The sequence below is a fragment of the Microbacterium sp. NPDC089698 genome, assembly GCF_044749045.1.
In the GTDB taxonomy this organism is placed as follows: Bacteria; Actinomycetota; Actinomycetes; order Actinomycetales; family Microbacteriaceae; genus Microbacterium.
Genome location: NZ_JBIVHE010000003.1, coordinates 159,425 through 180,587 on the forward strand (window position 1 = coordinate 159,425; position 21,163 = coordinate 180,587).

General features: G+C 70.8%; 22 protein-coding genes. 7 read left to right on the forward strand and 15 right to left on the reverse strand.

Annotated features, from left to right (window positions below):
• Positions 1-10 precede the first annotated feature (10 nt).
• The 3 genes from ACIPY5_RS10605 to ACIPY5_RS10615 all read left to right on the forward strand — a co-directional run bounded on the left by ACIPY5_RS10605 (position 11) and on the right by ACIPY5_RS10615 (position 2,056).
• Positions 11-685 carry an NADPH-dependent F420 reductase gene (locus ACIPY5_RS10605; protein WP_400970261.1) on the forward strand — a complete coding sequence of 225 codons (675 nt, stop codon included), beginning with the start codon at positions 11-13 and terminating at the stop codon, positions 683-685.
• A gap of 34 nt (positions 686-719) precedes the next feature.
• Positions 720-1,301, forward strand: a complete 582-nt coding sequence (locus tag ACIPY5_RS10610; protein ID WP_400970264.1) for an NADPH-dependent FMN reductase — start codon at positions 720-722, stop codon at positions 1,299-1,301.
• Positions 1,302-1,447: 146 nt separating this feature from the next.
• Positions 1,448-2,056, forward strand: a complete 609-nt coding sequence (locus ACIPY5_RS10615) for a muconolactone Delta-isomerase family protein (RefSeq protein ID WP_400970266.1) — start codon at positions 1,448-1,450, stop codon at positions 2,054-2,056.
• 52 nt (positions 2,057-2,108) lie between these two features.
• Here the strand turns inward: ACIPY5_RS10615 and ACIPY5_RS10620 are convergent, their stop codons facing one another.
• Both ACIPY5_RS10620 and ACIPY5_RS10625 read right to left on the reverse strand, forming a co-directional pair.
• Positions 2,109-2,897: an SDR family NAD(P)-dependent oxidoreductase gene (locus ACIPY5_RS10620; RefSeq protein WP_400970269.1), complete on the reverse strand. Its 789-nt coding sequence runs from the start codon at positions 2,895-2,897 to the stop codon at positions 2,109-2,111.
• A gap of 1 nt (position 2,898) precedes the next feature.
• Positions 2,899-3,699, reverse strand: coding sequence for an alpha/beta hydrolase (locus ACIPY5_RS10625; RefSeq protein ID WP_400970271.1), 801 nt, complete (start codon positions 3,697-3,699; stop codon positions 2,899-2,901).
• A 139-nt stretch (positions 3,700-3,838) separates the two neighbouring features.
• Here ACIPY5_RS10625 and ACIPY5_RS10630 point away from each other — a divergent pair, with 139 nt between their 5' ends.
• Positions 3,839-4,813 (forward strand): LysR family transcriptional regulator, encoded by a 975-nt coding sequence (locus ACIPY5_RS10630; RefSeq protein ID WP_400970274.1) that lies wholly within the window; start codon positions 3,839-3,841, stop codon positions 4,811-4,813.
• Between the two features lie 55 nt (positions 4,814-4,868).
• Here the strand turns inward: ACIPY5_RS10630 and ACIPY5_RS10635 are convergent, their stop codons facing one another.
• The 11 genes from ACIPY5_RS10635 to ACIPY5_RS10685 form a co-directional block, all read right to left on the reverse strand.
• Entirely contained in the window at positions 4,869-5,075 is a 207-nt protein-coding gene (locus tag ACIPY5_RS10635; RefSeq protein WP_309342690.1) for a three-helix bundle dimerization domain-containing protein, read from the reverse strand.
• Positions 5,076-5,212: 137 nt separating this feature from the next.
• The gene (locus tag ACIPY5_RS10640; protein ID WP_400970277.1) at positions 5,213-5,740 is read right to left on the reverse strand and encodes a formaldehyde-activating enzyme; all 528 of its coding nucleotides are present in this window, start codon (positions 5,738-5,740) and stop codon (positions 5,213-5,215) included.
• Positions 5,737-7,191, reverse strand: a complete 1,455-nt coding sequence (locus tag ACIPY5_RS10645) for an FGGY-family carbohydrate kinase (protein WP_400970280.1) — start codon at positions 7,189-7,191, stop codon at positions 5,737-5,739. The genes ACIPY5_RS10640 and ACIPY5_RS10645 overlap by 4 nt, the downstream gene beginning before the upstream one ends.
• A gap of 3 nt (positions 7,192-7,194) precedes the next feature.
• Positions 7,195-8,658: an FAD-binding oxidoreductase gene (locus ACIPY5_RS10650; RefSeq protein ID WP_400970283.1), complete on the reverse strand. Its 1,464-nt coding sequence runs from the start codon at positions 8,656-8,658 to the stop codon at positions 7,195-7,197.
• 37 nt (positions 8,659-8,695) lie between these two features.
• On the reverse strand, positions 8,696-9,472 hold the full coding sequence (locus ACIPY5_RS10655) for an SDR family oxidoreductase (RefSeq protein ID WP_400970286.1): 777 nt from the start codon (positions 9,470-9,472) through the stop codon (positions 8,696-8,698).
• 1 nt (position 9,473) lies between these two features.
• Positions 9,474-10,946: an NAD-dependent succinate-semialdehyde dehydrogenase gene (locus ACIPY5_RS10660; protein WP_400970289.1), complete on the reverse strand. Its 1,473-nt coding sequence runs from the start codon at positions 10,944-10,946 to the stop codon at positions 9,474-9,476.
• Positions 10,943-11,890: an NAD(P)-dependent oxidoreductase gene (locus ACIPY5_RS10665; RefSeq protein ID WP_400970292.1), complete on the reverse strand. Its 948-nt coding sequence runs from the start codon at positions 11,888-11,890 to the stop codon at positions 10,943-10,945. Before ACIPY5_RS10665 ends, ACIPY5_RS10660 begins: the two co-directional genes overlap by 4 nt.
• A gap of 52 nt (positions 11,891-11,942) precedes the next feature.
• On the reverse strand, positions 11,943-12,890 hold the full coding sequence (locus ACIPY5_RS10670) for a glycine betaine ABC transporter substrate-binding protein (protein ID WP_309342677.1): 948 nt from the start codon (positions 12,888-12,890) through the stop codon (positions 11,943-11,945).
• Between the two features lie 66 nt (positions 12,891-12,956).
• On the reverse strand, positions 12,957-13,733 hold the full coding sequence (locus tag ACIPY5_RS10675; RefSeq protein ID WP_309342675.1) for an ABC transporter permease: 777 nt from the start codon (positions 13,731-13,733) through the stop codon (positions 12,957-12,959).
• A complete protein-coding gene (locus ACIPY5_RS10680; RefSeq protein ID WP_400970296.1) occupies positions 13,730-14,785 on the reverse strand; it encodes an ABC transporter ATP-binding protein in 1,056 nt (351 codons plus the stop codon). Before ACIPY5_RS10680 ends, ACIPY5_RS10675 begins: the two co-directional genes overlap by 4 nt.
• Positions 14,785-15,453 (reverse strand): ABC transporter permease, encoded by a 669-nt coding sequence (locus tag ACIPY5_RS10685; RefSeq protein WP_400970299.1) that lies wholly within the window; start codon positions 15,451-15,453, stop codon positions 14,785-14,787. Before ACIPY5_RS10685 ends, ACIPY5_RS10680 begins: the two co-directional genes overlap by 1 nt.
• Positions 15,454-15,575: 122 nt before the next feature.
• On the opposite strand from ACIPY5_RS10685, the gene ACIPY5_RS10690 reads away from it, so the two are divergent.
• The gene (locus ACIPY5_RS10690) at positions 15,576-16,469 is read left to right on the forward strand and encodes an IclR family transcriptional regulator (protein ID WP_400970302.1); all 894 of its coding nucleotides are present in this window, start codon (positions 15,576-15,578) and stop codon (positions 16,467-16,469) included.
• Positions 16,470-16,642: 173 nt separating this feature from the next.
• Positions 16,643-17,284, forward strand: a complete 642-nt coding sequence (locus ACIPY5_RS10695; RefSeq protein ID WP_400970305.1) for a LysE family translocator — start codon at positions 16,643-16,645, stop codon at positions 17,282-17,284.
• 5 nt (positions 17,285-17,289) lie between these two features.
• On the opposite strand, the gene ACIPY5_RS10700 is transcribed toward ACIPY5_RS10695, so the two are convergent.
• Positions 17,290-18,699, reverse strand: coding sequence for an alpha/beta hydrolase (locus tag ACIPY5_RS10700; protein WP_400970308.1), 1,410 nt, complete (start codon positions 18,697-18,699; stop codon positions 17,290-17,292).
• Positions 18,696-19,235, reverse strand: a complete 540-nt coding sequence (locus tag ACIPY5_RS10705) for a PadR family transcriptional regulator (RefSeq protein ID WP_400970310.1) — start codon at positions 19,233-19,235, stop codon at positions 18,696-18,698. Before ACIPY5_RS10705 ends, ACIPY5_RS10700 begins: the two co-directional genes overlap by 4 nt.
• A gap of 262 nt (positions 19,236-19,497) precedes the next feature.
• On the opposite strand from ACIPY5_RS10705, the gene ACIPY5_RS10710 reads away from it, so the two are divergent.
• Positions 19,498-21,159, forward strand: coding sequence for an alkaline phosphatase family protein (locus tag ACIPY5_RS10710; protein WP_400970313.1), 1,662 nt, complete (start codon positions 19,498-19,500; stop codon positions 21,157-21,159).
• Positions 21,160-21,163 lie beyond the last annotated feature (4 nt).

A 21,163-nucleotide genomic window follows, 5' to 3' on the forward strand; every position in this document is an offset into this window, starting at 1 on the left:
GGAGGACATCATGGACGACAGCACCCGCACGATCGGAATACTCGGGGCCGGCAAGGTCGGCACCGTGCTGGCCCGGCTGGCTCTCGCGGCCGGCTACCGCGTGCTCATCTCCGGATCCGGGGACCCCGAGCGCATCGCCCTCACGATCGAGGTCCTCGCCCCCGGGGCCGAGGTGCGGCGGCCGGAGCACGTGGCCCGCGAGGCGGACCTCGTGATCCTGGCCCTGCCGCTCGGGAAGTATCGGCGCCTCCCCGTCGAGGGGCTGCGCGGCACCCTCGTGATCGACGCCATGAACTACTGGTGGGAGACGGACGGGATCCGCGACGACCTCGACGACCCCCGCTCCTCGACCAGTGAGATCGTGCAGGAGTTCCTCGCCGGATCCCGGGTCGTGAAGGCCCTGAACCACATGGGCTACCACGACCTCGAGGAGGAGGCGCGGCCCGCGGGATCCCCGGGACGCAAGGCGATCGCGATCGCCGGCGACCACGACGACGACCTCGCGCGCGTGGCGGAGTTCATCGACCGCCTCGGGTTCGACCCGGTCGTCACGGGAGCGCTCGCCACCGGCGCCGTGCTCCAGCCGGGCCATCCGACCTTCGGCGCCGATCTGCCCGCCGACGAGCTGCGCGCTCTCATCGACGCCGCGGCCGCGGAGCGCGCGCTGTCGACCCCCACTGCCTGAACCTCACCATCGCATTCGACAAGGAGCTAGTGACATGACCAAGATCGCCATCATCCTCGGGAGCACCCGCCCCGGCCGCAACGGCAAGCAGGTCGCCGACTGGGTGCTGCAGCAGGCCGCGCAGCGCGACGACGCCGAGTTCGAACTCGTCGACCTCGCCGACTACCCGCTCCCCCACCTCGACGAGCCGATGCCGCCCGCCATGGGCCGGTACCAGCACGACCACACCCGCGAATGGTCCGACAAGATCTCCGGGTTCGACGGCTACATCTTCGTCACACCCGAGTACAACCACTCCACCTCCGGCGTCCTCAAGAACGCGATCGACTACCTGCACACGGAGTGGAACAACAAGGCGGCCGCCTTCGTCGGATACGGCGGCGTGGGCGGAGCCCGCGCGATCGAGCACCTGCGCCTCGTGCTCGCAGAGCTGCAGGTCGCGACCGCGCGGCAGACGCTGACGCTCTCGCTCATGACGGAGTTCGAGAACTTCCAGACGTTCGCGCCCGGCGACTACCAGGCGGACTTCCTGAACACCCTGTTCGACCAGCTCATCACCTGGGCGAACGCCCTCGAGACCGTCCGCAACCCCGAGCTCGCCGAGCTCGCGGCCTGAGGCGAGTGGTCCTTCGCCCCAGCGGTCCCGGGGCCGGCCGAGACGGCCGGGGCGAAGGACCGGTGACATCGAGGAAGACACTCGCCGTTCGGAGTGTTGTGGTCGTCGACCGGCGCGTGCCGGTCCGACAGATGGCAGGAGCGATCATGGAGTTCCTTGTTGAGATGACGACCACGGTGCCTGAGGGCACCACCGAGGATCAGGTCGTGGAGATGCGACGCCGGGAGGCGGCGAACTCCGAGCGCCTCATCGCGGAGGGCACGCTGCTGCGTCTGTGGCGCCCGCCCCTTCGGGCCGGAGAATGGCGCACGTTCGGACTCTTCGCCGCGGCCGACGGCACCGCGCTGGATGCCGCCCTGGCGACCATGCCGCTGCGCATCTGGCGGGAGGACACCGTCACCGAGCTGTCGCCGCACCCCAACGATCCGAGCGGATCGGCCGCGACGGGAGCGGGTCCCGAGTACTTCGTCACCTTCACCGTCACGGCGCCGCCGGCGTCGGACGCCGAAGCGTTCGCCGCGGCGGAGGCGGGCGAGACGGTGAGCGCGCACGGCCATGCGCGCTCCGGAACCCTGCAGAGGCTGTGGCGGCTGCCCGCGGACGCCGAGACGGGGCGCGCGCTCGGCCTCTGGCGCGACGACGATCCCGCGCATCTTCAGAGGATCCTCGATGAGCTGCCGCTCACGCCCTGGATGAGCACCGAGGTGCTCCCCCTTTCGGCGCATCCGAGCGACCCGGCGGCGATTCTGATCTGAAGGCCGCTGCGGCGGCGCCGGGAGCCCCGCCACGCAGCGCCGGACGCCACGGCTACAGCTCCGCGGTGAGCCCTCCGTCGATCACGACGTCCGCACCCGTGGTGTTTCCGGCCACCAGATCGCTCGCGAGGAAGGCCACGAGAGCGGCGACCTCGTCCGGGCGCGTGAACCGACCGGTGACCATCGAGGCTTCTGCTCCGGCGACGATCTGCTCGCGGGCCGCGCCTGCCGCGGCGGAGACGGTGGCGGCCACGCCGCCGTCTCCGAGCCAGAGGTCGGTCGCGACCGGGCCGGGGCTGACCGTGTTCACCCGGATCCCGTCCCTGCCCACCTCTTTCGAGAGGGACTTGGAGAAGCTGACCAAGGCGGCCTTCGCGGCGCTGTAGTCGATGACGGCAGGATCGGGCAGCCGTGCGTTCACCGACGCCACGGTGACGACGGCGCCTCCTCCTGCCGTTCGCATCACGGGGAGCGCCGCCCGCGTCATCCGGATCGCCGTGAGCGCGTCGAGCTGGAACGTTCCGGTCCACTCCTCGTCGGTCACCGAGGCGAAGCCGCCCGTGCGGGGGTGCACGCCCCCGACGTTGTTCACGAGGACGCGCAGGCGGCCGAGCGCTTCCGCACGCGCGACGAGGTCCTCGGCGACCGACGGATCCGTGAGGTCGGCGGGGACCGCCACCACCGTGCCCGCCGCGGCGAGCGCGGCGAGTTCCGGCGTGACGGTGCGCGACGCGGCCAGCACTCTGGCGCCCTCCGCGACGAGCGTCCGGGTGACGGCGAGCCCGATCCCCCTCCCTGCGCCGGTGACGAGGGCGACGGTGCCGCCGAGACCGAGGTCCATGTCAGAGGCCCTGCGCCTCGAGCCAGGTCAGCACGGCGTCGGCGACGTCGCCCCAGCCGTGGTCGATCGTGAGCGAGTGCCCGCGCCCCTCGAACTGCTGGAGCTCCGTGATCGCCATCGAGTCGCGGTACTGCTTGAGCGTGGAGCGGGTGACGACATCGGGCACGGTGTGATCCGCGGTCCCGGAGATCAGCAGGAGCGGACCCCGCGGCTCGCGCCCGGTGTTCACCGCCGCCGGAGAGCGCATCACGAAGTTCGCGGCCGCGGCTTGGAACAGCGGGCGGGCCGGAGACGGGATGGTCCAGCGCTCGTACAGCGCATTCGACTCCTCGTCGTCCAGCGCGTTGCCGAACCCGTAGCGGAACTGCGCCGCGGTCAGGGACACGGCGCGGTGCAGGTTCGCCGGGTTGCCCAGCGCGGGGAACCCGGAACGCAGCTGGGCCAGCGGCAGGGGCAGCACGCCCTTGATCTGCGCCGGATCGATCGCGACCGCTCCGGCGCCGATGCCTTCGCCGAGCAGCTTCTCCGCGATGAGGCCGCCGAACGAGTGCCCGATCAGGATCGTGTCGTCGCCGAGCGCCGTCGCGACCTCGGCGAATCGTCCCGCCGCCTCGTCGATGCCGATGTCGGCGACGGCGTCCGGATCCGCACGGGCTTCGGCGACGGTTCCCGGCTCGTTCGGCCACCCCGGCGCGACGGGCTCGTAGCCTGCGGCGCGGAACTTCTCGATCCACGGTTCCCAGCTGCTCGCGTGCAGCCACAGGCCGTGGATGAAGACGACGGGACGGGCGTTCGCAGCCATGATCGCGCTCCTCGCACTCGGGTGATGAAGATCAGCACACACCCGTGCCCCGAGCGCCGTCCAAGACCTGTTCGCACCGGATCGATAACCGATCTTGCATCGCCGGCTCCGCTGCGCCACGCTTCGGGCAGGAGGTGCGATGGATCTCGACCTGCGGCTCGTCCGCTACTTCGTCGCGGTCGCCGACGAGCTGCATTTCGGCCGGGCCGCGGCCACCCTGCACATCAGCCAGCCCGCCCTCTCCAAGCAGCTGCGCAGGCTCGAGGATCAGCTCGGGTTCGCGCTCTTCCTGCGCGACAGCCGCCACGTGGCGCTCACGCCCGAAGGCGACCGGTTCCTGCGGGAGGCGCGCACCCTTCTCGCCCAGGTGACGCGCATGACGCACCCGCGGACGACCGGTGTGCGGATGGCGCACGTCTTCGGCCTCGACACGAGCCGCGCGATCTCGGACGCCTTCGCCGCCGAGTCCCCGGACGTGCCCGTGACCGAGCACTCGATCGACAGCGTGCGGCAGTTCTCCGCGCTCATGGCGGGGCTGCTCGATGTCGCGATCATCCGGCTCACCCCGGCGATGCGTGCCGAGCATCCGACCGGCTGGCGGCACCGTCTCATCCGCCTCGAGCCGTTCTGGCTCATCGGCCGCCGCGGCGATGAGGCCCCGCGGACGGCGTCCTTCCACGGACGTCCGGTGAAGGTCTTCGGGGATCCGCCTCGATCAGGGCTGTTCAATGCACACGGCGAGTACCTCGCGCTCCTGGAGGACCGCCTCGACACGGCCTTCCGCTGGCTGGGCAATCCCGGCACCTTCGAGCAGTGCGAGCCGCGGATGCTGCGCGCCACCGGATCCGAGTACCTGCTCGAGTTCGACTCCTACGCGCGCCGGTATCGCGACCTCGGCTACCCGGTGTCCGCTCCCCGCGAGATCCAGCCCGTCTACCCGTGGTCGCTGGTCTGGCGGGATGAGCCGCTGACCGCCGAGATCAGCGGCTTCCTCGACGCAGCGATCGCCACCTCGGAGCAGCGGACGTGGATGTCGCCCGCGCATGAGGCGCCGCTCTGGGCGCCGGAGCCGCACGGGGCGGGAGAGCTCCGCACGATCGGCGCGCAGGACTGACGCGGGCGACGGACGGCATCGGACGCGCGATCCACGGCGCCCGTATGCCGCGGGTTCAGCGGATCGGTCGCTCGATCCGCGCGCGTGCTTCGCGCTCGACGAGGACGGGCACGAAGTCGCGCACCCTCGCCCGCTCGAACGAGCGCTGCGCGTCTCGGACCGCGCCGTCGATCTCGATCTCCGCGGTCTGCGGGAACCTCGCCTGGAGGCGTTCGATGACGTCGGCGATCGCTTTGTCCTCGTCGGACGGTTCTCGGGTCATGGCGCCATCGTCGGCCCCCGTCCGCACCCCTGTCAAGAAGCCCCGGGCGGATCCACAGCGACTCCGCGGGGCCCATTGATCCGGGTCGTCCCCCTCAGCGGACGCTCTGGGCTCCGCTGAGGGGGACGACTCGGGTCTCAGGCGCCGCCGTAGAAGGGGTGCGTGAGGGTGTCGCGGGCGGCGACCTGGGCGGCGCGCACCTCCGCAGACAGGCCTGTCGCGGCCTCCGCCACGGCGGACGCCGCCGCCTCTCGGGAGGCGTGCTTGACCGCGGTCTCGTCGTCGCAGGCAGGGTCGATCCACAGGGACACGAAGACGAGCGTGTCCTGATCGCCGGAGATGGCCTCCGCGGCGACCGCATCGAGCACCCCCTGCGCGATTCCGACCTGCGCCGCCCCGAAGACCGCCGTCTCGACCATGCCGCCCTCCTCCGCGAACGACTTGGAGAGGATCACGGTCGGCGGGTTCACGGTGACGTACTGCTGCTGGCTCTCGCCGACGCACGCGAGGATCGGCGTGAAGCCCGGGCGCGGGGCGGTGAAGGCGGTGGTGATCGACGCCGCCGTCGGCGACCCCCGACGCGCCAGCAGCACGTTGACGTGGACGCCGTTCGGGGCGGATCCGCCCCAGCCCTGCGCGAAGCGCCCGTCGATGTCCTGGTTCATTCCTCGTTCCTCTCCTGATCGTCGATGTCCCCGATGTTCCCGACCGACCACCGGGACAGCTCCGCGACGCGCTCCCGGACGCCGCGGTGCCACGGACGCAGGCGGCGATAGGCGGCCTCGTCCTCGCCCGGCAGCGTGACACCGCCGGGGCGGACCATCGCCGCGATCGCGCTCGCCCAGTCCTGATGGATCCCGGCCCCGACGGCCGCGCAGATCGCGGCGCCGAGGCCGGCCGCATCGTCGACCCCGGCACGCCGCACGGGCAGCGCGAAGACGTCGGCGAGGATCTGCCGCATCGTGGCGGACTGCGCTCCGCCTCCCGTGACGATCAGCGCGCTCGGCGCCCGTCCCAGCTCGGCGGTCATGGCATCGACGTTGTCGGCCATGGCCAACGCGATCGCCTCCAGGATCGCCCGGTACACGTGCGCCCGTCCCTGCGGGCCGGAGAAGCCGAGGAGCGCCCCGCGTCGCCACGGCTCGTCGGACGGCGCGAGCCAGTCCAGCACCGCGGCGACGCCGTCGCTCCCCGCCGGGACAGCGGCCGCTTCGGCGTCCAGCAGCGCCTCCAGGTCGTACATGGACTCATCCGCGGATCCTTCGGGCTGCACGAGCCGGCGCAGCCAGCTGACCGTCCACATCCCTCGCCGCACGCCGTGGCTCTCGGCGAGATGCATCGCGGGCCGGGCGGCGAAGTTGGACCAGAAGGTCTCCCCGTGCTCCGACCCTGCGCCCGCTGTCATCGCGGCGATGTACGTGCCGAGCGACAGCAGCACGTCGCCCTCGTCGCCGGCGCCGGCGCCGAGCGCCTCCACCGCCTTGTCGTTCGAGGTCGCGAAGACCGGGACGCCCTCGGGCAGCCCGGTGAGCGCGGCCGCCGCGGCCGTCACGCGGCCGAGCTCCTCACCCGGATCCCTGAGGTCGAACAGCATCTCCCGGGGCATGCCCGTGGCCAGGTACGCCTCGGGGTCGTCCGACCAGCGCCAGCGGGCCGGATCGATCGGCCACACGCCCTGGAGGTTGCCGCTCGCGTCCGTGCGCTCGCCGGTCAGCCGGTGCGAGACGTAGCCGGACGACGACGTGATCCACCGCACATCGTTCGCGCCGGCGGCGTCCGCGTCGAAGGGGAGCCCGACGCGCTCGTCCATCCAGCTCAGCAGCGGCTCGGCGAGGGTCCCGTCCGCACGCAGGTAGGCGCGGCAGAACCGGATCGTGCAGAGCCCCACCCCGACGATGCGGGAACGGTCGCCGGAGAAGCGGCGCAGGGCGGTCGCGCACGCCGTCGCGATCGACTCCCACACGTCGTCGTCCGGATGCACGGCGCGCCCCGGCAGGCTCGTGTCGTAGGGGCGCAGCCCCACCCGGGCGGAGGCGTGCACCCGGCCGCCCTGATCGACCACGAGCACCTTGGTGCTCTGGGATCCGTTGTCGATGGCGACGAGGAACGAGTCCACGCGTCAGGCCTCCAGCGGGTAGATCGTCCCCGGGTTCATGATCCCGTTCGGATCGAGCACCGACTTCAGCCGCTCGAGCAGCACATAGGCGCTGCCGTGCTCCTGCCGGGTCCACGGCGTGCGGTACTTGCCGATGCCGTGGTGGTGCACCATCGATCCGCCCAGGCGCAGCGCCTCCTCGACGATGATGCCGTTGAGCGGCTCGTGGTACTCGGTGATCTCCTGCCGCGGCTCGCAGCGGATGTCGTAGTCGTACACGAAGTACAGGTTGGTGCCGGTCTGGTAGCTGTGCGAGGAGTGCGCGCCCAGCATCGTCAGATCGGCCGCCCGCGGGAACTCGGTGCGGATCCGGTCCATCACGGCCCGGTACAGCTCGTCCGTGCGCGACCAGTCCACCGAGACCTCGGTCGTGTAGCCGAGGTGCGGATTCTCCTGCATCTCCCGGCGCTCGCGGTCGATCGCGCTCTGATCCCAGTTGAGGTGGGCGAACCACTGCTCGATCAGGGCATCGTCCACTCGGACGTGGGGACGATCGGCGAAGACCTGCTCGATCGCCGTCGCCGTCGCGTCGGCGAGCGGCTTCGGCCCCTCGGCGACGAGCACGACGACGTTCTTCCCGTCGGAGAAGTGGCTGAAGTGCTGGCGGGCGTCCTCGGGCGAGTACACACGGCACACGGACGGGCGGTAGCCGCTCGTGATGAGCTCGCGCAGCGCATCCACGCCGGATCCGAAGTCGTCCAGGAGGAAGCCGAAGAACCTGTTGTTCTCCGGCTGGTACCGGAAGATCTTGATCGTCACCTCGGTGATCACTGCCAGCGCGCCCTCGTTGCCGACGACGATGTGCCGGATGTCCGGCCCCGCCGCGCGCCGCGGGACGTTCTTGATGCGGGTCACGGTGCCGTCCGCGAGCACCGCCTCGAGCCCGACGATCATGTCCTCGATCCCGCCGTACAGGGTGGAGAACTGGCCGATCGAGCGCGTCGCGGTGAGGCCGCCGTACTGCGCGAGCGGCTTGGACTGCGGGGAGTGGCCCGTGGTGAGGCCCTGGGCGCGCAGCTCGTCCTCGAGGCGCTGCAACGGCACGCCGCACTGCACGGTCGCCATCATGTCGACCGGGTTCACGTCGAGGATCGCGTCCATCCGGGAGCCGTCGAGCACGATCGAGTCCGCCACCACGGTCTCCAGTCCTCCCTCGGTCGCGGTGCGCCCGGTGCGCGGCACGACGGCGACGAGGTTGTCGTTCGCGAAGCGGAGGACGGAGGCCACCTCATCGGTGCTGCCGGGGTAGACGATCGCGGAGGGGAACGGTCCGTCGAAGATGCCGTGCGCGGCCGTGTACTTCTTGAACCGGTCGACGGAGGCGTCGCGGAGCGCCGCGGGGTCGGTGTCGATCCGGTCGGGGCCGAGGATGTCGGCGAGGCCTGCGACGATCTGGACGGTGCTCAGCGCGGAGCGGGATTCAGGCATTTCTCTCTCTCAGGGAAGGGGGTGAAGACGGAGGGGATCAGCGGACGAGGTAGCCGCCGTCGACCGTGAGCGTGTGCCCGTTGACGTAGTCGGAGGCGGGGCTGCAGAGGAACACGAGGGGTCCCATGAGCTCTGCAGGGTCGCCCCAGCGTCCGGCCGGGGTGTGGTCGATGATGCGCTGGTTGCTCGTGCCGTCGGCACGGGTGGACGCGGTGATCGCCGTCGCGAAATAGCCGGGTGCGAGCGCGTTCACCTGGATGCCGTGCTCGCCCAGCTCGTCGGCATAGGCCTTGGTGAGCCCGGCGATCCCGGCCTTGGTCGCGGCGTACGCGGGCGACTGACGTCCGCCGAGGAAGGAGAACAGCGACGCGATGTTCACGATCTTCCCCGATCCCTGCGGGATCATCACCCTGGCCGCCTCGTGCGCGAAGTCGAACGCGGCGGTCAGGTTGATCGCGACCATCGGATCCCACTTGCTGCGGTCGAAGGCGAGCACGTCGTCGAGCAGGCAGATGCCGGCGGAGTTGACGAGGATGTCGAGCCCGCCGAGCTGCTCGACGCACTCGTCCACGAGCCGCGCCGGCGCCCCTGGTGCCGTGATGTCGGCCTCCTCGAAGACGAAGCGCCGACCGTGAGCTGCGACGAGACGCTCCGTGGTGCCGTCGTCGGCGGTGAGCCCCGGGGCGAACACGTCCGCGCCGGCCGCGGCGAGCGCGACCGTGAACGCGCGCCCGAGCCCGGTGTTGCCGCCGGTCACGATGGCTCGCCGGCCTTCGAGCGAGAAGAAGGAGGGTGCGAAATCGGTGAGCTCCACCTCAGTCCTTTCCGATGGGATCGGCGATGCCGACGTAGCGGGTCTCCAGGTACTCGTCGATACCCTCGATGCCGCCCTCGCGGCCCAGACCGGACTGCTTGACGCCGCCGAACGGGGCCGCCGGGTTCGACACGACGCCGGCGTTGATGCCGAGCATGCCCGTCTCCAGCTCCTCGGCCAAGCGCAGGGCGCGGTTCAGGTCCTGCGTGTAGGCGAAGCACACGAGCCCGAACGGCGTCGCGTTGGCGAGCCGGATCGCGTGCTCCTCGTCGCGGAAGGTCGTGATCGGCGCCACCGGTCCGAAGATCTCCTCGTCCAGGATGCGCGCACCGGCCGGAACGTCGACGAGGACGGTCGGCTGGTAGAAGTAGCCGGGGCCGGGGATCGCGGATCCGCCGAGCGCGATGCGCGCGCCGTCCTGCACGGCGCCGTCGACGAGGGCGGCGATCTTGTCTCGGGTGCCGGCATCGACCATCGGGCCGATCGTGGAGGCCGGATCCGTCCCCCGCGCGGGATGGAACGCCGCCATGCGGGCGGTGAAGGCCGTGGCGAACTCCTCGGCGACGCTCTCGTGCACGAGGAAGCGGTTCGCCGCGACGCAGGCCTCTCCGCCGTTGCGCATCTTGGCCAGCACCGCGCCGTCGACCGCGGCGGGGATGTCGGCGTCCTCGAACACCAGGAACGGCGCGTTGCCGCCCAGCTCCATCGAGACGTTGAGCACCTGGTCGGCGGAGTCCGCGATGAGACGACGGCCCACCTCGGTGGAGCCGGTGAACGACAGCTTGCGCAACCGGTCGTCCTTGATGAGCGGACCGGTCACCGCCCCCGCGTGCGAGGTCGGGATCACGTTCAGCACTCCGGCAGGGAGCCCTGCCTCCTCGAACACCTGCGTCAGCAGGAGGGCGGTGAGCGGGGTGAGTGCCGCGGGCTTGAGCACCATCGTGCACCCTGCGGCGATCGCGGGCGCGATCTTGCGCGTGGCCATCGCGAGCGGGAAGTTCCAGGGCGTGATGAACAGGCACGGCCCCACCGGCCGCTTGACGACGAGGAGCCGGTTGATGCCGTCCGGCGCCGTGGCGTACCGGCCGGCGATGCGCGGCGCCTCCTCGGAGAACCAGCGCAGGAACTCGGCGCCGTAGGCGACCTCTCCGCGGGCCTCGGCGAGCGGTTTGCCCATCTCCAGGGTCATCGCGAGCGCGAACTCCTCGGCGCGGGCGGTGACCAGTTCGAACGCGCGGCGCAGGATCTCGGCGCGCTCACGGGGGGCGGTGCGCTGCCAGGCCCGCTGCGCGCGATCCGCGGCGGCGAGCGCGTCCTGCCCGTCCTGCGGTGTGGCGTCCGCGACCAGGGCGAGCACGTCCTCGGTCGCCGGATCCGTCACGGCGAAGGTCGCACCGTCCGACGCGTCCCGCCATCGTCCGTCGATGTACAGCCCGGTCGGCATCGCCGACAGCAGGTCGCTCTCGGCGATCATGCGGCCGCACCGCTCTCGATGTCGCCGACCGCGTCGAGCCGCAGCCGCGCGCCGAGCAGATCCTCGTACAGCTGGAAGGGCTGCATCTCGCCGGCGCGGTCCCCGTAGGTCGCCTTGGCGCGGCGGAAGATCTGGTCCACGAGGCCCGACAGCTCGACCGGCATGCCGACCGCTCGTGCGAGGTCGACCGAGAGCCCGAGGTCCTTGCACGCGAGCATCAGCGCGAAGCCCTCGTCGTAGTCGCCGTCCCGCAGGATCGACAGCACGTCGTTCTGCAGGAAGTTGCTGTTCGCGGGGCTCGCGATGAGCGCGTCGCGCAGCACGGCCAGATCCACCCCGGCCTTGACGCCCACGGAGAGCACCTCCGCGGTCGCGACCAGGTGGGAGAACCAGAGCTGGTTGATCATCAGCTTGACGGCGTATCCGGCGCCGTGCCCGCCCACGTGCAGGATCCGCTCCGGATCCCCCATCGCCTCGAAGACCGGCCGGAGGCGAGCGACGTCCTCGGCCTCGCCGCCGACGAAGATCTGCAGCATTCCGCGGGCGGCGCCCACCGACATCCCGCTCACCGGCGCATCGAGGATGCGCAGCCCCCGGGCGGAGGTCGCGGCGCGCACGGCGTCCGCGACCTCCGGCACCGAGGTGGACATGTCCACCCAGGTTCCGCCGTCCCTGATGCCCTCGAGGATGCCCCCGGGTCCCGAGACGACGTCGGAGACGTGTCGGGGGGTGGGCAGCATCGTGATGACGACATCGCTCGCGGCCGCGACCTCGGCGGCGCTGTCGGCCCACCGCGCTCCGCCTGCGATGAGTTCTTCCGCCGCCTCACGGCGGACGTCGTGGACGACGAGCGGGAATCCGGCTGCCTGCAGATTGCGGGTCATGCCGCCGCCCATGCTCCCGAGTCCGATGAATCCGACGGTCGGGCTTTCCTGAGTGGACATGGTTCCTTTCCTGAGTTCTTTGCTGCGGTGCGTTCCGTGCGGGATCAGGGCCTCAGATGAGGCCCTTGTCCTTCAGGAACTGCTTGGCCACGTCGGCGGGGTCCTCGCCGTCGACGTCGACCTTCGCGTTCAGCTCCTGCATCTGCTCGGTGGTCAGCAGCGGGGAGAGCTTGGCCATCACGTCGGCGATCTTCGGGTACTTCTGGAAGACGGCGTCCTGCATCGTGAAGGCGCCCTGGTACACCGGGAAGAACTGCTTGTCGTCCTTCATGACGGTGAGGTCGAGGGCCTTGATGCGCCCGTCGGTCTGGAACACCTCGCCGAAGTTGCAGTCGCTGCCCTTCTGGGTGGCGGTGTAGATCACGCCGGTGTCGAGGAGCTTGACGTTCGAGGCCGGCACGTCGATGCCGTACGCCTTCGCGAGCCCGGGCCAGCCGTCGTCGCGGGTGGAGAACTCGCTCTCGATGCAGAACGTCTGCTGGTCCTTGGGCAGCGCGGCCACGTCGCTCAGCGTCTTGACGCCCAGCTTCTTGGCCTCCGAGGAGCGCACCGCGAACGCGTAGGTGTTGTTCAGCGGAGCCGGATCCATCCACTTCACGCTGTTCTTCTTCAGATCGGCGTCGGCGACCGCGGAGAACTGCTCCTTCGGATCGGTGATGGGCTTGGTGTTGCCGAGGTACGTGATCCAGGCGGTTCCGGTGTACTCCCAATAGCCGAGGAACTGCTTGTCGATGAGTGCCTGACGCGTGTTCGCGGATCCGACCAGCTTGGTGTTCGTGGTCAGGTTCGCGCCGTGGGCGTTGAGCAGGTCGGTGGTGAGGTAGGCGAGGATGTACTGCTCCGAGAAGTCCTTCGACCCGATGACGCCGGTGAGGCCCTTGAGCTCGTCGCTCTTGCTGCCGCTGTCCGCGGCGCCGGCGCCGCCGGAACAGCCGGTGACGGCGAGCGCTCCGGTGATGAGCAGGGCGGCGGTCGCCGCGAGGTGGCGCTTCTTGAACATGGTTCTCCTTGAGGGTGCGGGATGCGTTTGCTGTGTGCGGGGGGCGGGCTGCGGGCTCGGGCGAGCTCACAGCCCCTTGGGACGGACGAGGTCTTCGACGACCCCGGCCAGCCAGTCGATGAGGACGGCGATGGCGGCGACCAGGACGGCGCCGGTGAGCAGCACCGGGTAGCGCTGCAGCTTCAGGCCGTTGACGATCATGTCGCCGAGGCCGCCGGCGTTGATGAAGGTTGCGACGGTCGCGGTGCCGACGGCGAACACGAGGGAGGTGCGCAGACCCGCGAGGATCGTCGGCGACGCGAGCGGCAGCTCGATCCGGCCGAGGATCTGGTTGCGCGTCATGCCCATTCCGCGCGCGGCCTCCTTGACGTCGTCGCCGACCTGCTCGAGGCCGACCATCGTGTTGCGGAGCACCGGAAGGAACGAGTAGGCGACGAGCGCCACCAGGGCCGTGGCGAAGCCGGTCTGCCAGACGATCGCGAGCAGGATCACGACGCCGACCGCGGGCGTCGCCTGGCCGATGTTGCCGAGGGTGAGGAAAAAGCCCCGCAGCCACCGCGAACGCACGCGGTAGACGAGTATCCCCGCGGGGATCGCCAGCACCGCGACGAGCAGCGAGGCCACGAAGGTGAGCAGCAGGTGCTCCTTGATGCGCGCCTCGATGTACGTGGGGTTGAGCGTGCGCTGCTCGATCGAGTCCAGCGGCAGGGTCGAGATCCACCAGAAGAGCAGCGATACCGCGACCACGACGATGACGGGTGCGGCCACGAGGCGCAGCACGGTCATCGTGCGTTCCCGCGTGCGGATGCTCTGCGCCGAGGGCAGGGCGATCGTCGCGGTCATGACGTCACCGGATTCGTCGACGCCACAGGGACGCTCGTGCCGAGCACCGCGGAGATCGCGGCATGGTCGAGGGCGCCCATCGTCGTGCCGTCCTGATCGGTCACCATGATGCGGGCGGCGCCCGAGAGCACGATGAGGTCGAGGGCGTCGCGCAGCGTGCCGGTCGCAGGGATCCGGGGGCCGTCCCCCGCTCCGACCACGGGGGCGAGCTTCGCATCGGTGACCGGCATCAGGGCCAGGCGCTTGATCGCCGCGCCCTGACCGATGAACGAGGACACGTAGTCGTTCGCGGGTGCCGCGAGGATGTTGGCCGGGGTGTCGAACTGCTCGATGCGGCTCCGGTCGCTGAGCACGGCGATCCGGTCGCCGAGCCGCACGGCCTCGTCGAAGTCGTGGGTGACGAAGATGATCGTCTTGCCGATCTCGGCCTGCAGCCGCAGGAACTCGGCCTGCAGCTTCTCCCGGGTGATCGGGTCGGTCGCGCCGAACGGCTCGTCCATGAGCATGACGGGCGGATCCGCGGCGAGCGCCCTGGCGACACCCGCACGCTGCTGCTGTCCGCCCGAGAGCTGGCGGGGGAAGCGGTTCGCGAAGGTCGCCGGATCCAGCTGCACGGTGCGCAGCAGTTCGTCGACGCGCTCGGCGATCCGGTCCTTCTTCCAGCCGAGCATCCGGGGCACGGTCGCGATGTTCTCCGCGATCGTGCGGTGCGGGAAGAGGCCGATCTGCTGGATCACGTAGCCGACGTGCCTGCGCAGCTCGTTGGGGTCCAGCGACAGGATGTCCTTGCCGTCGATGCGGATGCTGCCGGAGGTCGGCTCGATGAGGCGGTTGACCATCTTCATCGTGGTGGTCTTGCCGCAGCCGGACGGGCCGACGAACATGATGAGCTCGCCGGGCTCGATGCGCATCGAGAAGTCGTCGACGGCCGGCGAGGGCTGACCCGGGTAGTGCTTGGTGACGTGGTCGAGTTCGAGGGAGACGCCCGCGGACTGCGAGGAGATCGCACGGAAGAAGCCGGTGTTGGTGGGCGCGGCGGCGGAGTCAGACATCAGGCACGGAGTCCTTTCGAGGTGGTGGCGCGGGCCACGAAGATGAAGGCGGCGTCGATGAGGAGGGCGAGGATGATCGTCGCGACCGTCCCCGTCAGCGCGTAGTTGACCGCGTTGAAGGAGCCCATCGAGCTCAGCCCGGTGAAGATGTACTGTCCGAGGCCAGGACCTGCGACGTAGGCCGCGATCGCGGCGATGCCCACCGTCATCTGCGCGGACACCCGGACGCCGGTCATGATGACCGGCCAGGCGATCGGCAGCTGGGTCGTCACGAGGATGCGCGCACGTCCCATGCCCATCCCCCGCGCCGACTCCACGATCTGTGCGGGAACCTCGCGGAGGCCGACGACCGTGTTGCGGATGATCGGCAGCAGCGCGTAGAAGACGAGCGCCACGATGCTCGGACCCCAGCCGAGGCCCATGAGCGGCGAGAGCAGTGCGAGGACGGCGAGCGAGGGGATCGTGATCGCGATGCCGGCCGCGGTCAGCGCGGTGGCCCGGCCGATCGGACGATTCCACACGAGCGAGCCGATGAGGATGCCGATGACCAGCGCGATCGCCAGCGAGATGATCACGACGGCGAGGTGCTGCCCGGCAAGCTGCAGGATCTCGTCCCAGCGCTGCGCGAGGAATATGAGGAAGCGAGACCAGTTGAAGCTCGTGTCCATCGGCATCCTTTCTCTTCGTTGAGAGGTGTTGCCCGGGATCGGGTAGCCCCAAAGCTAGATCCAGCGATGACATGTTCACAAGCAGTGTTGTGCATATGTCAACTGACGATTAGAGTCGGCCCATGCCTCCGCAGTCCGCACCTCGCCGGAACTCCTCCGGCCTCGCCCGCGACATCGAGATCCTCGACCTGCTCGGCGGCGGCGAGGCCATGCGCGAGGGAGGCCTGGGCGTGCTGCGCGTCGCTCAGCTGACCGGGAGGGACAAGGCCGCCATCTCCCGTGCCCTGGCGACCCTGGCCGATGCCGCCCTCATCGAGCGGGACGACGCGACGCAGCTCTACCGGCTCGGCGGTCGCCTGTACGCGCTCGCGGCGCGCACGCTGGAGAGCCGCATGGTCGCGATCTGCCGCCCGTATCTGAAGCGGGTCGCGCAGTCGACCAGGGAGACCACGCACCTGTGCGTCCTGCGCGGGGGCAACGTCCTCACGATCATGAGCGAGCTCAGCCCGCACGAATTCCGCACGACGGGCTGGGAGGGCGTGACGACCGCCGCCTGGCGCACGCCGTCCGGCCGCGTCCTGCTGAGCGACTGGGATCGCTCGTCGCTCGAGCGCTGGTACGCCGAGCACGGTCACGACCTGCCGATCGTCGGGCCCGCGGATCCCCTCATGACCGAGGCCGGATTCTCCGTGCTGCCCACGCCTCCGGCGGACAAGGCGGTCATCACCGACTTCGACACCCTCCTCGAGGAGCTGTCGCGGATCCGCTCGCAGGGGTTCGCACTCCTCGACGAGGAGCTCGAGGGCGGCGTGGTCGGGGCCTCGGCCCCCGTCTTCGACCTCAACGGGCGCATCATCGCGGCGATCAACGTCAGCGCCCCGAAGATCCGGATGGGCGACCGCCTTCCGACCCTGGGACGGTACGTGGCCGAGGCGGCCGCCGCCCTCTCGGAGCAGCTGGGGGCTTCGCTGGGGGCCTCGCTGGACACGGCACCCGAGGTCTCTCGCCCGCGCTGATTCTGTCGCCGTCCACTTCCGGGTCGTCCCCGTGAGCGGACCCCAGGGCCTCCGCTCACGGGGACGACTCGGAAGTAGAGGGTTGCGGGGCGGCGCCAGCGGGAGGCGACGGGGCGGCGGGACCGGGGCGACCGGATCTGGTGCACGAGCGGGTCCGGGCATAGGTTCTTCTCGTGCCGTCCGCAGAAGCCCTCATCGCCTTCGCCCTCACGTCCCTGGTCCTGATCGCGGTCCCGGGGCCCAGCGTGCTGTTCGTCATCGGCCGCTCGCTCGCGTGGGGTCGCAGCGCGGGGCTCTGGAGCGTGCTGGGCAACGAGCTCGGCAGCCTCGTCCCGATCGGCGCGGTCGCGTTCGGCGTGGGAGCGATCGTCGCGCAGTCGGTGGCGCTCTTCACGGTCGTGAAGGTGCTCGGCGCGCTCTACCTCGCCTATCTCGGGATCCAGGCGATCCGCCACCGGCGCGACGGCATCGGAGACGACTCCGAGACGACCCCGCGACGGGTCTCCCCGTTCGTGGTGCTGCGGCAGGGGTTCATCGTCGGCGCGACCAACCCCAAGACCATCGTCTTCTTCGTCGCGGCGCTCCCTCAGTTCGTGGACTTCCACGCGGGTGCCGTGCCGGTGCAGATGATGGTCCTCGGCCTGGTCTTCACCGTCATCGCGTTCGCGTGCGACGCGACCTGGGCGCTCCTCGCCGGATCCGCCCGGGAGTGGTTCGCGAAGTCTCCGCGCCGGCTCGCCGCGGTCCGCGGCACCGGCGGCGGCATGATGATCGGCCTCGGCGGCGTGCTGCTGCTCGCCGACAACAAGGCCTGAGGCCCCTAGCCGCCCCGCACGTGGGACAGGATCCACGCCCCCATCGGGGCGGGGTCGTCCAGGATGCCCAGGTGCGTGACCCCTGGCACGATGGTGGCACTCACGTTGTCACCCCCGTGCGCCTCGGCGTAGGCGACGACGCGGTGCGCATCGAAGACCTCGTCATCGCCGCCGACCCAGACACCCACCGGCGTGCGGAGGCCTGCGAGCACCGCCGCACTGTCGTCGGCGTTCTGCGCGATCGCCATCGCGGCCGTGTACTGCGGGATCAGGCCGGCGCGGATCTGCGCCGGCGTGTACGCGAACGAGACCGCGGGCAGGTGGGCGCCGAGCAGCCCGTTCGTGAGGGTCGCCGCGATCAGCGGACGCTGGCAGATCGTCGCGAAGTTGGACGCGTCGTCCTGCCGCTCCGTCCCGGAATGGAGGCCGAAGTCCGGCGCGAGGAAGACATAGCCCGCGACCCGGCCGGGCAGCAGATGCGCGCTGTTGAGCACGACCCCCGCCCCCGCGGAGTGCCCGCCGAGGAATTCCGGGACCCCCGGTTGCCGGTCATGCACGAAGGCGACCGCCGAGGCCGTATCGCGCTCCAGCTGCGGGGTGCTGGGGGTGTCGCCGCGCGCCCCGCCCGAGGCCCCGTGTCCGCGGATGTCGAAGAGGTACACGGCGATGCCCTGCGTGCGCAGCTCCTCGCCGATCCCCAGATAGCCGGCGGCGCTGTTCGCTCCCGAGCCGTGATAGAAGAGCAGGCTCGCCCTCGGGTGCGCGGGGACGAACGCGTAATAGGCGAGCCGGGTCCCGTCCGACGCGGTGACGGTTCCCGTGGGCTCGGCACCGGGAAGGGCGGCGCTGCCGGTCGTATCCAGCCCGCTGCGGGCGGCGGGGCCGGGCAGAGCGCAGGGCGCGAGCGCCGCGGCGATCCCCGCCCCGCCGGCGAGCACGAGCACGCCCGCGACGAGACCGGCGGCGCCGATGCCGCCGATCGCGCGGCGCACGGCGCCCCGTCGGGAGGCTCCCGTCGTGCGGTCCGCCGCGGGCGGGACCCCGGTCTCCGACGGCGTGCGCGCCCATGCCCGTCCCGCGGGTCCGGCCACTCCCAGCAGGGCCGCCGCGGGGAGGAGGCACGCGAGGAGCACGAGCGGCGAGCCCACCGCGGCGGCCTGCAGGATCCGCGCGACGACCATCGCCGCGGACACCGCGCCCGCCGCGACGGGCAGCCACCGGCGGGGGCGCCGGAGCAGCACGACCAGGGCGAGGGCCGCGGCTCCCGGGACGATCAGCGGCCAGCCCGTGGCCTGCACCGCGGGACCGGCATCCGGGCCGAGCTCGATCACGCCGTTGACGACGCCGATCGCACCGCCGAGGAGATACAGCACCCGCGAGATCGTGATGCGGACGGGCCGGTGCGCGGCGCTCATCGTCCGCCGTCCAGCGCCGCGAGGACCCGCTCGCACCAGGCCAGCGCCGTCTGCGAGTATTCGACCCCGTAGTCGCGGACCAGCTCGGGCACGGCCCCTGCCGCGCTCCGCTCGTCCTCGCTCCAGGTCGAGGCCGGCGCGACGGACTCGACCTGCGCCAGGAAGGACGCGAAGTGCGCCATCCGCTCCTGCACCAGGGCGCGCGCGATGCCGGGATCCAGCCGGGCCGCGAACAGCAGCTTCACCAGGTTCTCGTCCCGGATCGCGATGGGCGGGGAGTCCTGTCGCAGCCACTCCTCGAGCGCCCGGCGCCCGGTCGGGGTGACCTGCCAGACGGTCCTGCCTCTCGGCCCCTCCTCGCCGTCCGCGGCGATCAGCCCGGCGTCGGCGAGGACCCGCAGCTGCGGATACAGCTGCCCGTCGCTGATCCCCCAGAACGGGTTCCGCGCCGCCGCCTGCCGGATCTCATAGCCGCTCCGGGCGTGCGAGGCGACGTAGCCGAGGATCGTGTGCGCGGTCGGCGTCAAGGTCTCCATGAAGCGATGATACCTCTTGCAGAGGTATCATCGTCCGCTGCGTGACATCCGGCTTCCGAGCTTCTCCCCCGTCACCGCACAACGCGTCGAGGAATGGGCTCCGAATCCTCCCTCAGCGCGCCGGGAGTCCGTTGACCGGCCGGTGAAGGCTCGACGAACGTTCCCGATCCCGGGACCGCTCGGCGGATCCGTTGGGCAGACTCCTCGCGGAGCCGCCGGAACCTCCGGCGCCCGAGGCGCCAGGGCGCCGGAACGGAGAACCATGAAGACCACGATGAAACGCGTCGCCGCCGCCGTGTTCAGCGCGGCGCTCGCCACGACGGGGGTCATCGCCGTCACGGCGCCCGCCGCCTCCGCCTCCGAAGGCCCGCAGCGGGCCAACGCGGGCAAGCACGTGCTCCTGCTCTCGGTGGACGGCCTGCACCAGGCCGACCTCGACCGCTACGTCAAGACCCACCCGCAGTCGGCGCTCGCGGCGCTCGTCGCGCACGGCACCAACTACACGAACGCGCAGACACCCGTCCCGTCCGACTCCTTCCCCGGCATGGTCGCCCAGGTCACGGGCGGCAATCCCGGTACGACCGGCGTCTACTACGACGACACCTGGAACCGCGCGCTGCTGCCGGCCGGCACCACGAACTGCCTGTCGGCGGCTCCCGGCGCCGAGGTATCCTACACCGAGGCCGCCGATCGCAACCAGAACGCGCTCGATGCCGGCCAGGGCCTGCCCGGACTGCCCGGCAGCATCCTGAGCCTCAGCGGCGACGCGAAGTCGCTCATGGACCCGGCCCGGCTCCCCGTGGATCCCGCGACCTGCACGCCCGTGTACCCGAACCAGTACCTCAAGGTGAACACGGTGTTCGAGGTCGCGAAGCAGGCGGGTCTCCGCACCGCCTGGTCCGACAAGCACCCCGCCTATCAGATGCTCTCCGGCCCCTCCGGATCCGGCGTCGACGACTACTTCACCCCGGAGATCAACTCGAGCGCATCGATCGCCGGCTTCGCAGGAGACTGGACGAAGGACAACGCCGCCACCCGCCAGTACGACGGGTACAAGGTCGAGGCGGTACTCAATGAGATCGCGGGCAAGGACCACTCCGGCACGCAGACGGTCGGCGAACCGGCGATCTTCGGCATGAACTTCCAGTCGGTGTCCACGGCGCAGAAGCTCCCCGCCTCGGACGGCCAGGCCGGCGGATACCTCCCCGGCGGCACCGTCCCCGGCACGCTGCTCTCCGGCGCGCTCGACTTCGTCGACGCCGAGGTGGGCAAGCTCACCGCTGCGATCGCGCAGAGCCCCGATGCCAAGAAGACCACGATCATCCTGTCGGCCAAGCACGGGCAGTCCCCGACGGATCCGGCCGCGCTCACGCGGGTGGACGACGCACCCGTCATCGACGGTCTCAACACCGCGTGGAAGGCCGCGGGTCACTCCGGCGACCTCGTGGCGTTCTCGACCGACGACGACGTCATGCAGCTCTGGTTCTCGGAGCACACGCAGGAGGCCGCCGACTTCGCGAAGAGCTATCTGCTCGCGCACTCCGCGGCCGGCAACGACGTCCAGGGCTCCAGCCTCACGGTCCCCGCGTCCGGCCTGGCCACGGTGTACGCGGGCTCGGAGGTCGCCGGCTTCTTCCGCACGTCAACGGCGGACGAGCGCATTCCAGACATCTTCGGCATCGTGCAGCACGGCGTCGTCTACACCGGCGGCAAGGGCAAGATCGCGGAGCACGGCGGCGGCGACCCGCAGGACAGGAACGTCCCGATCGTCGTCTCGCCCGGCGTGGGCGGCCACTCGGCGACGGTGTCCGACCAGGTCGAGACCACCCAGATCGCACCGACGATCCTGCGCGCCCTGGGCCTGAACGTGAACGACCTCCAGGCGGTGAAGAGCGAAGGCACGAAGGTGCTCCCGAAGAGCTGACGGA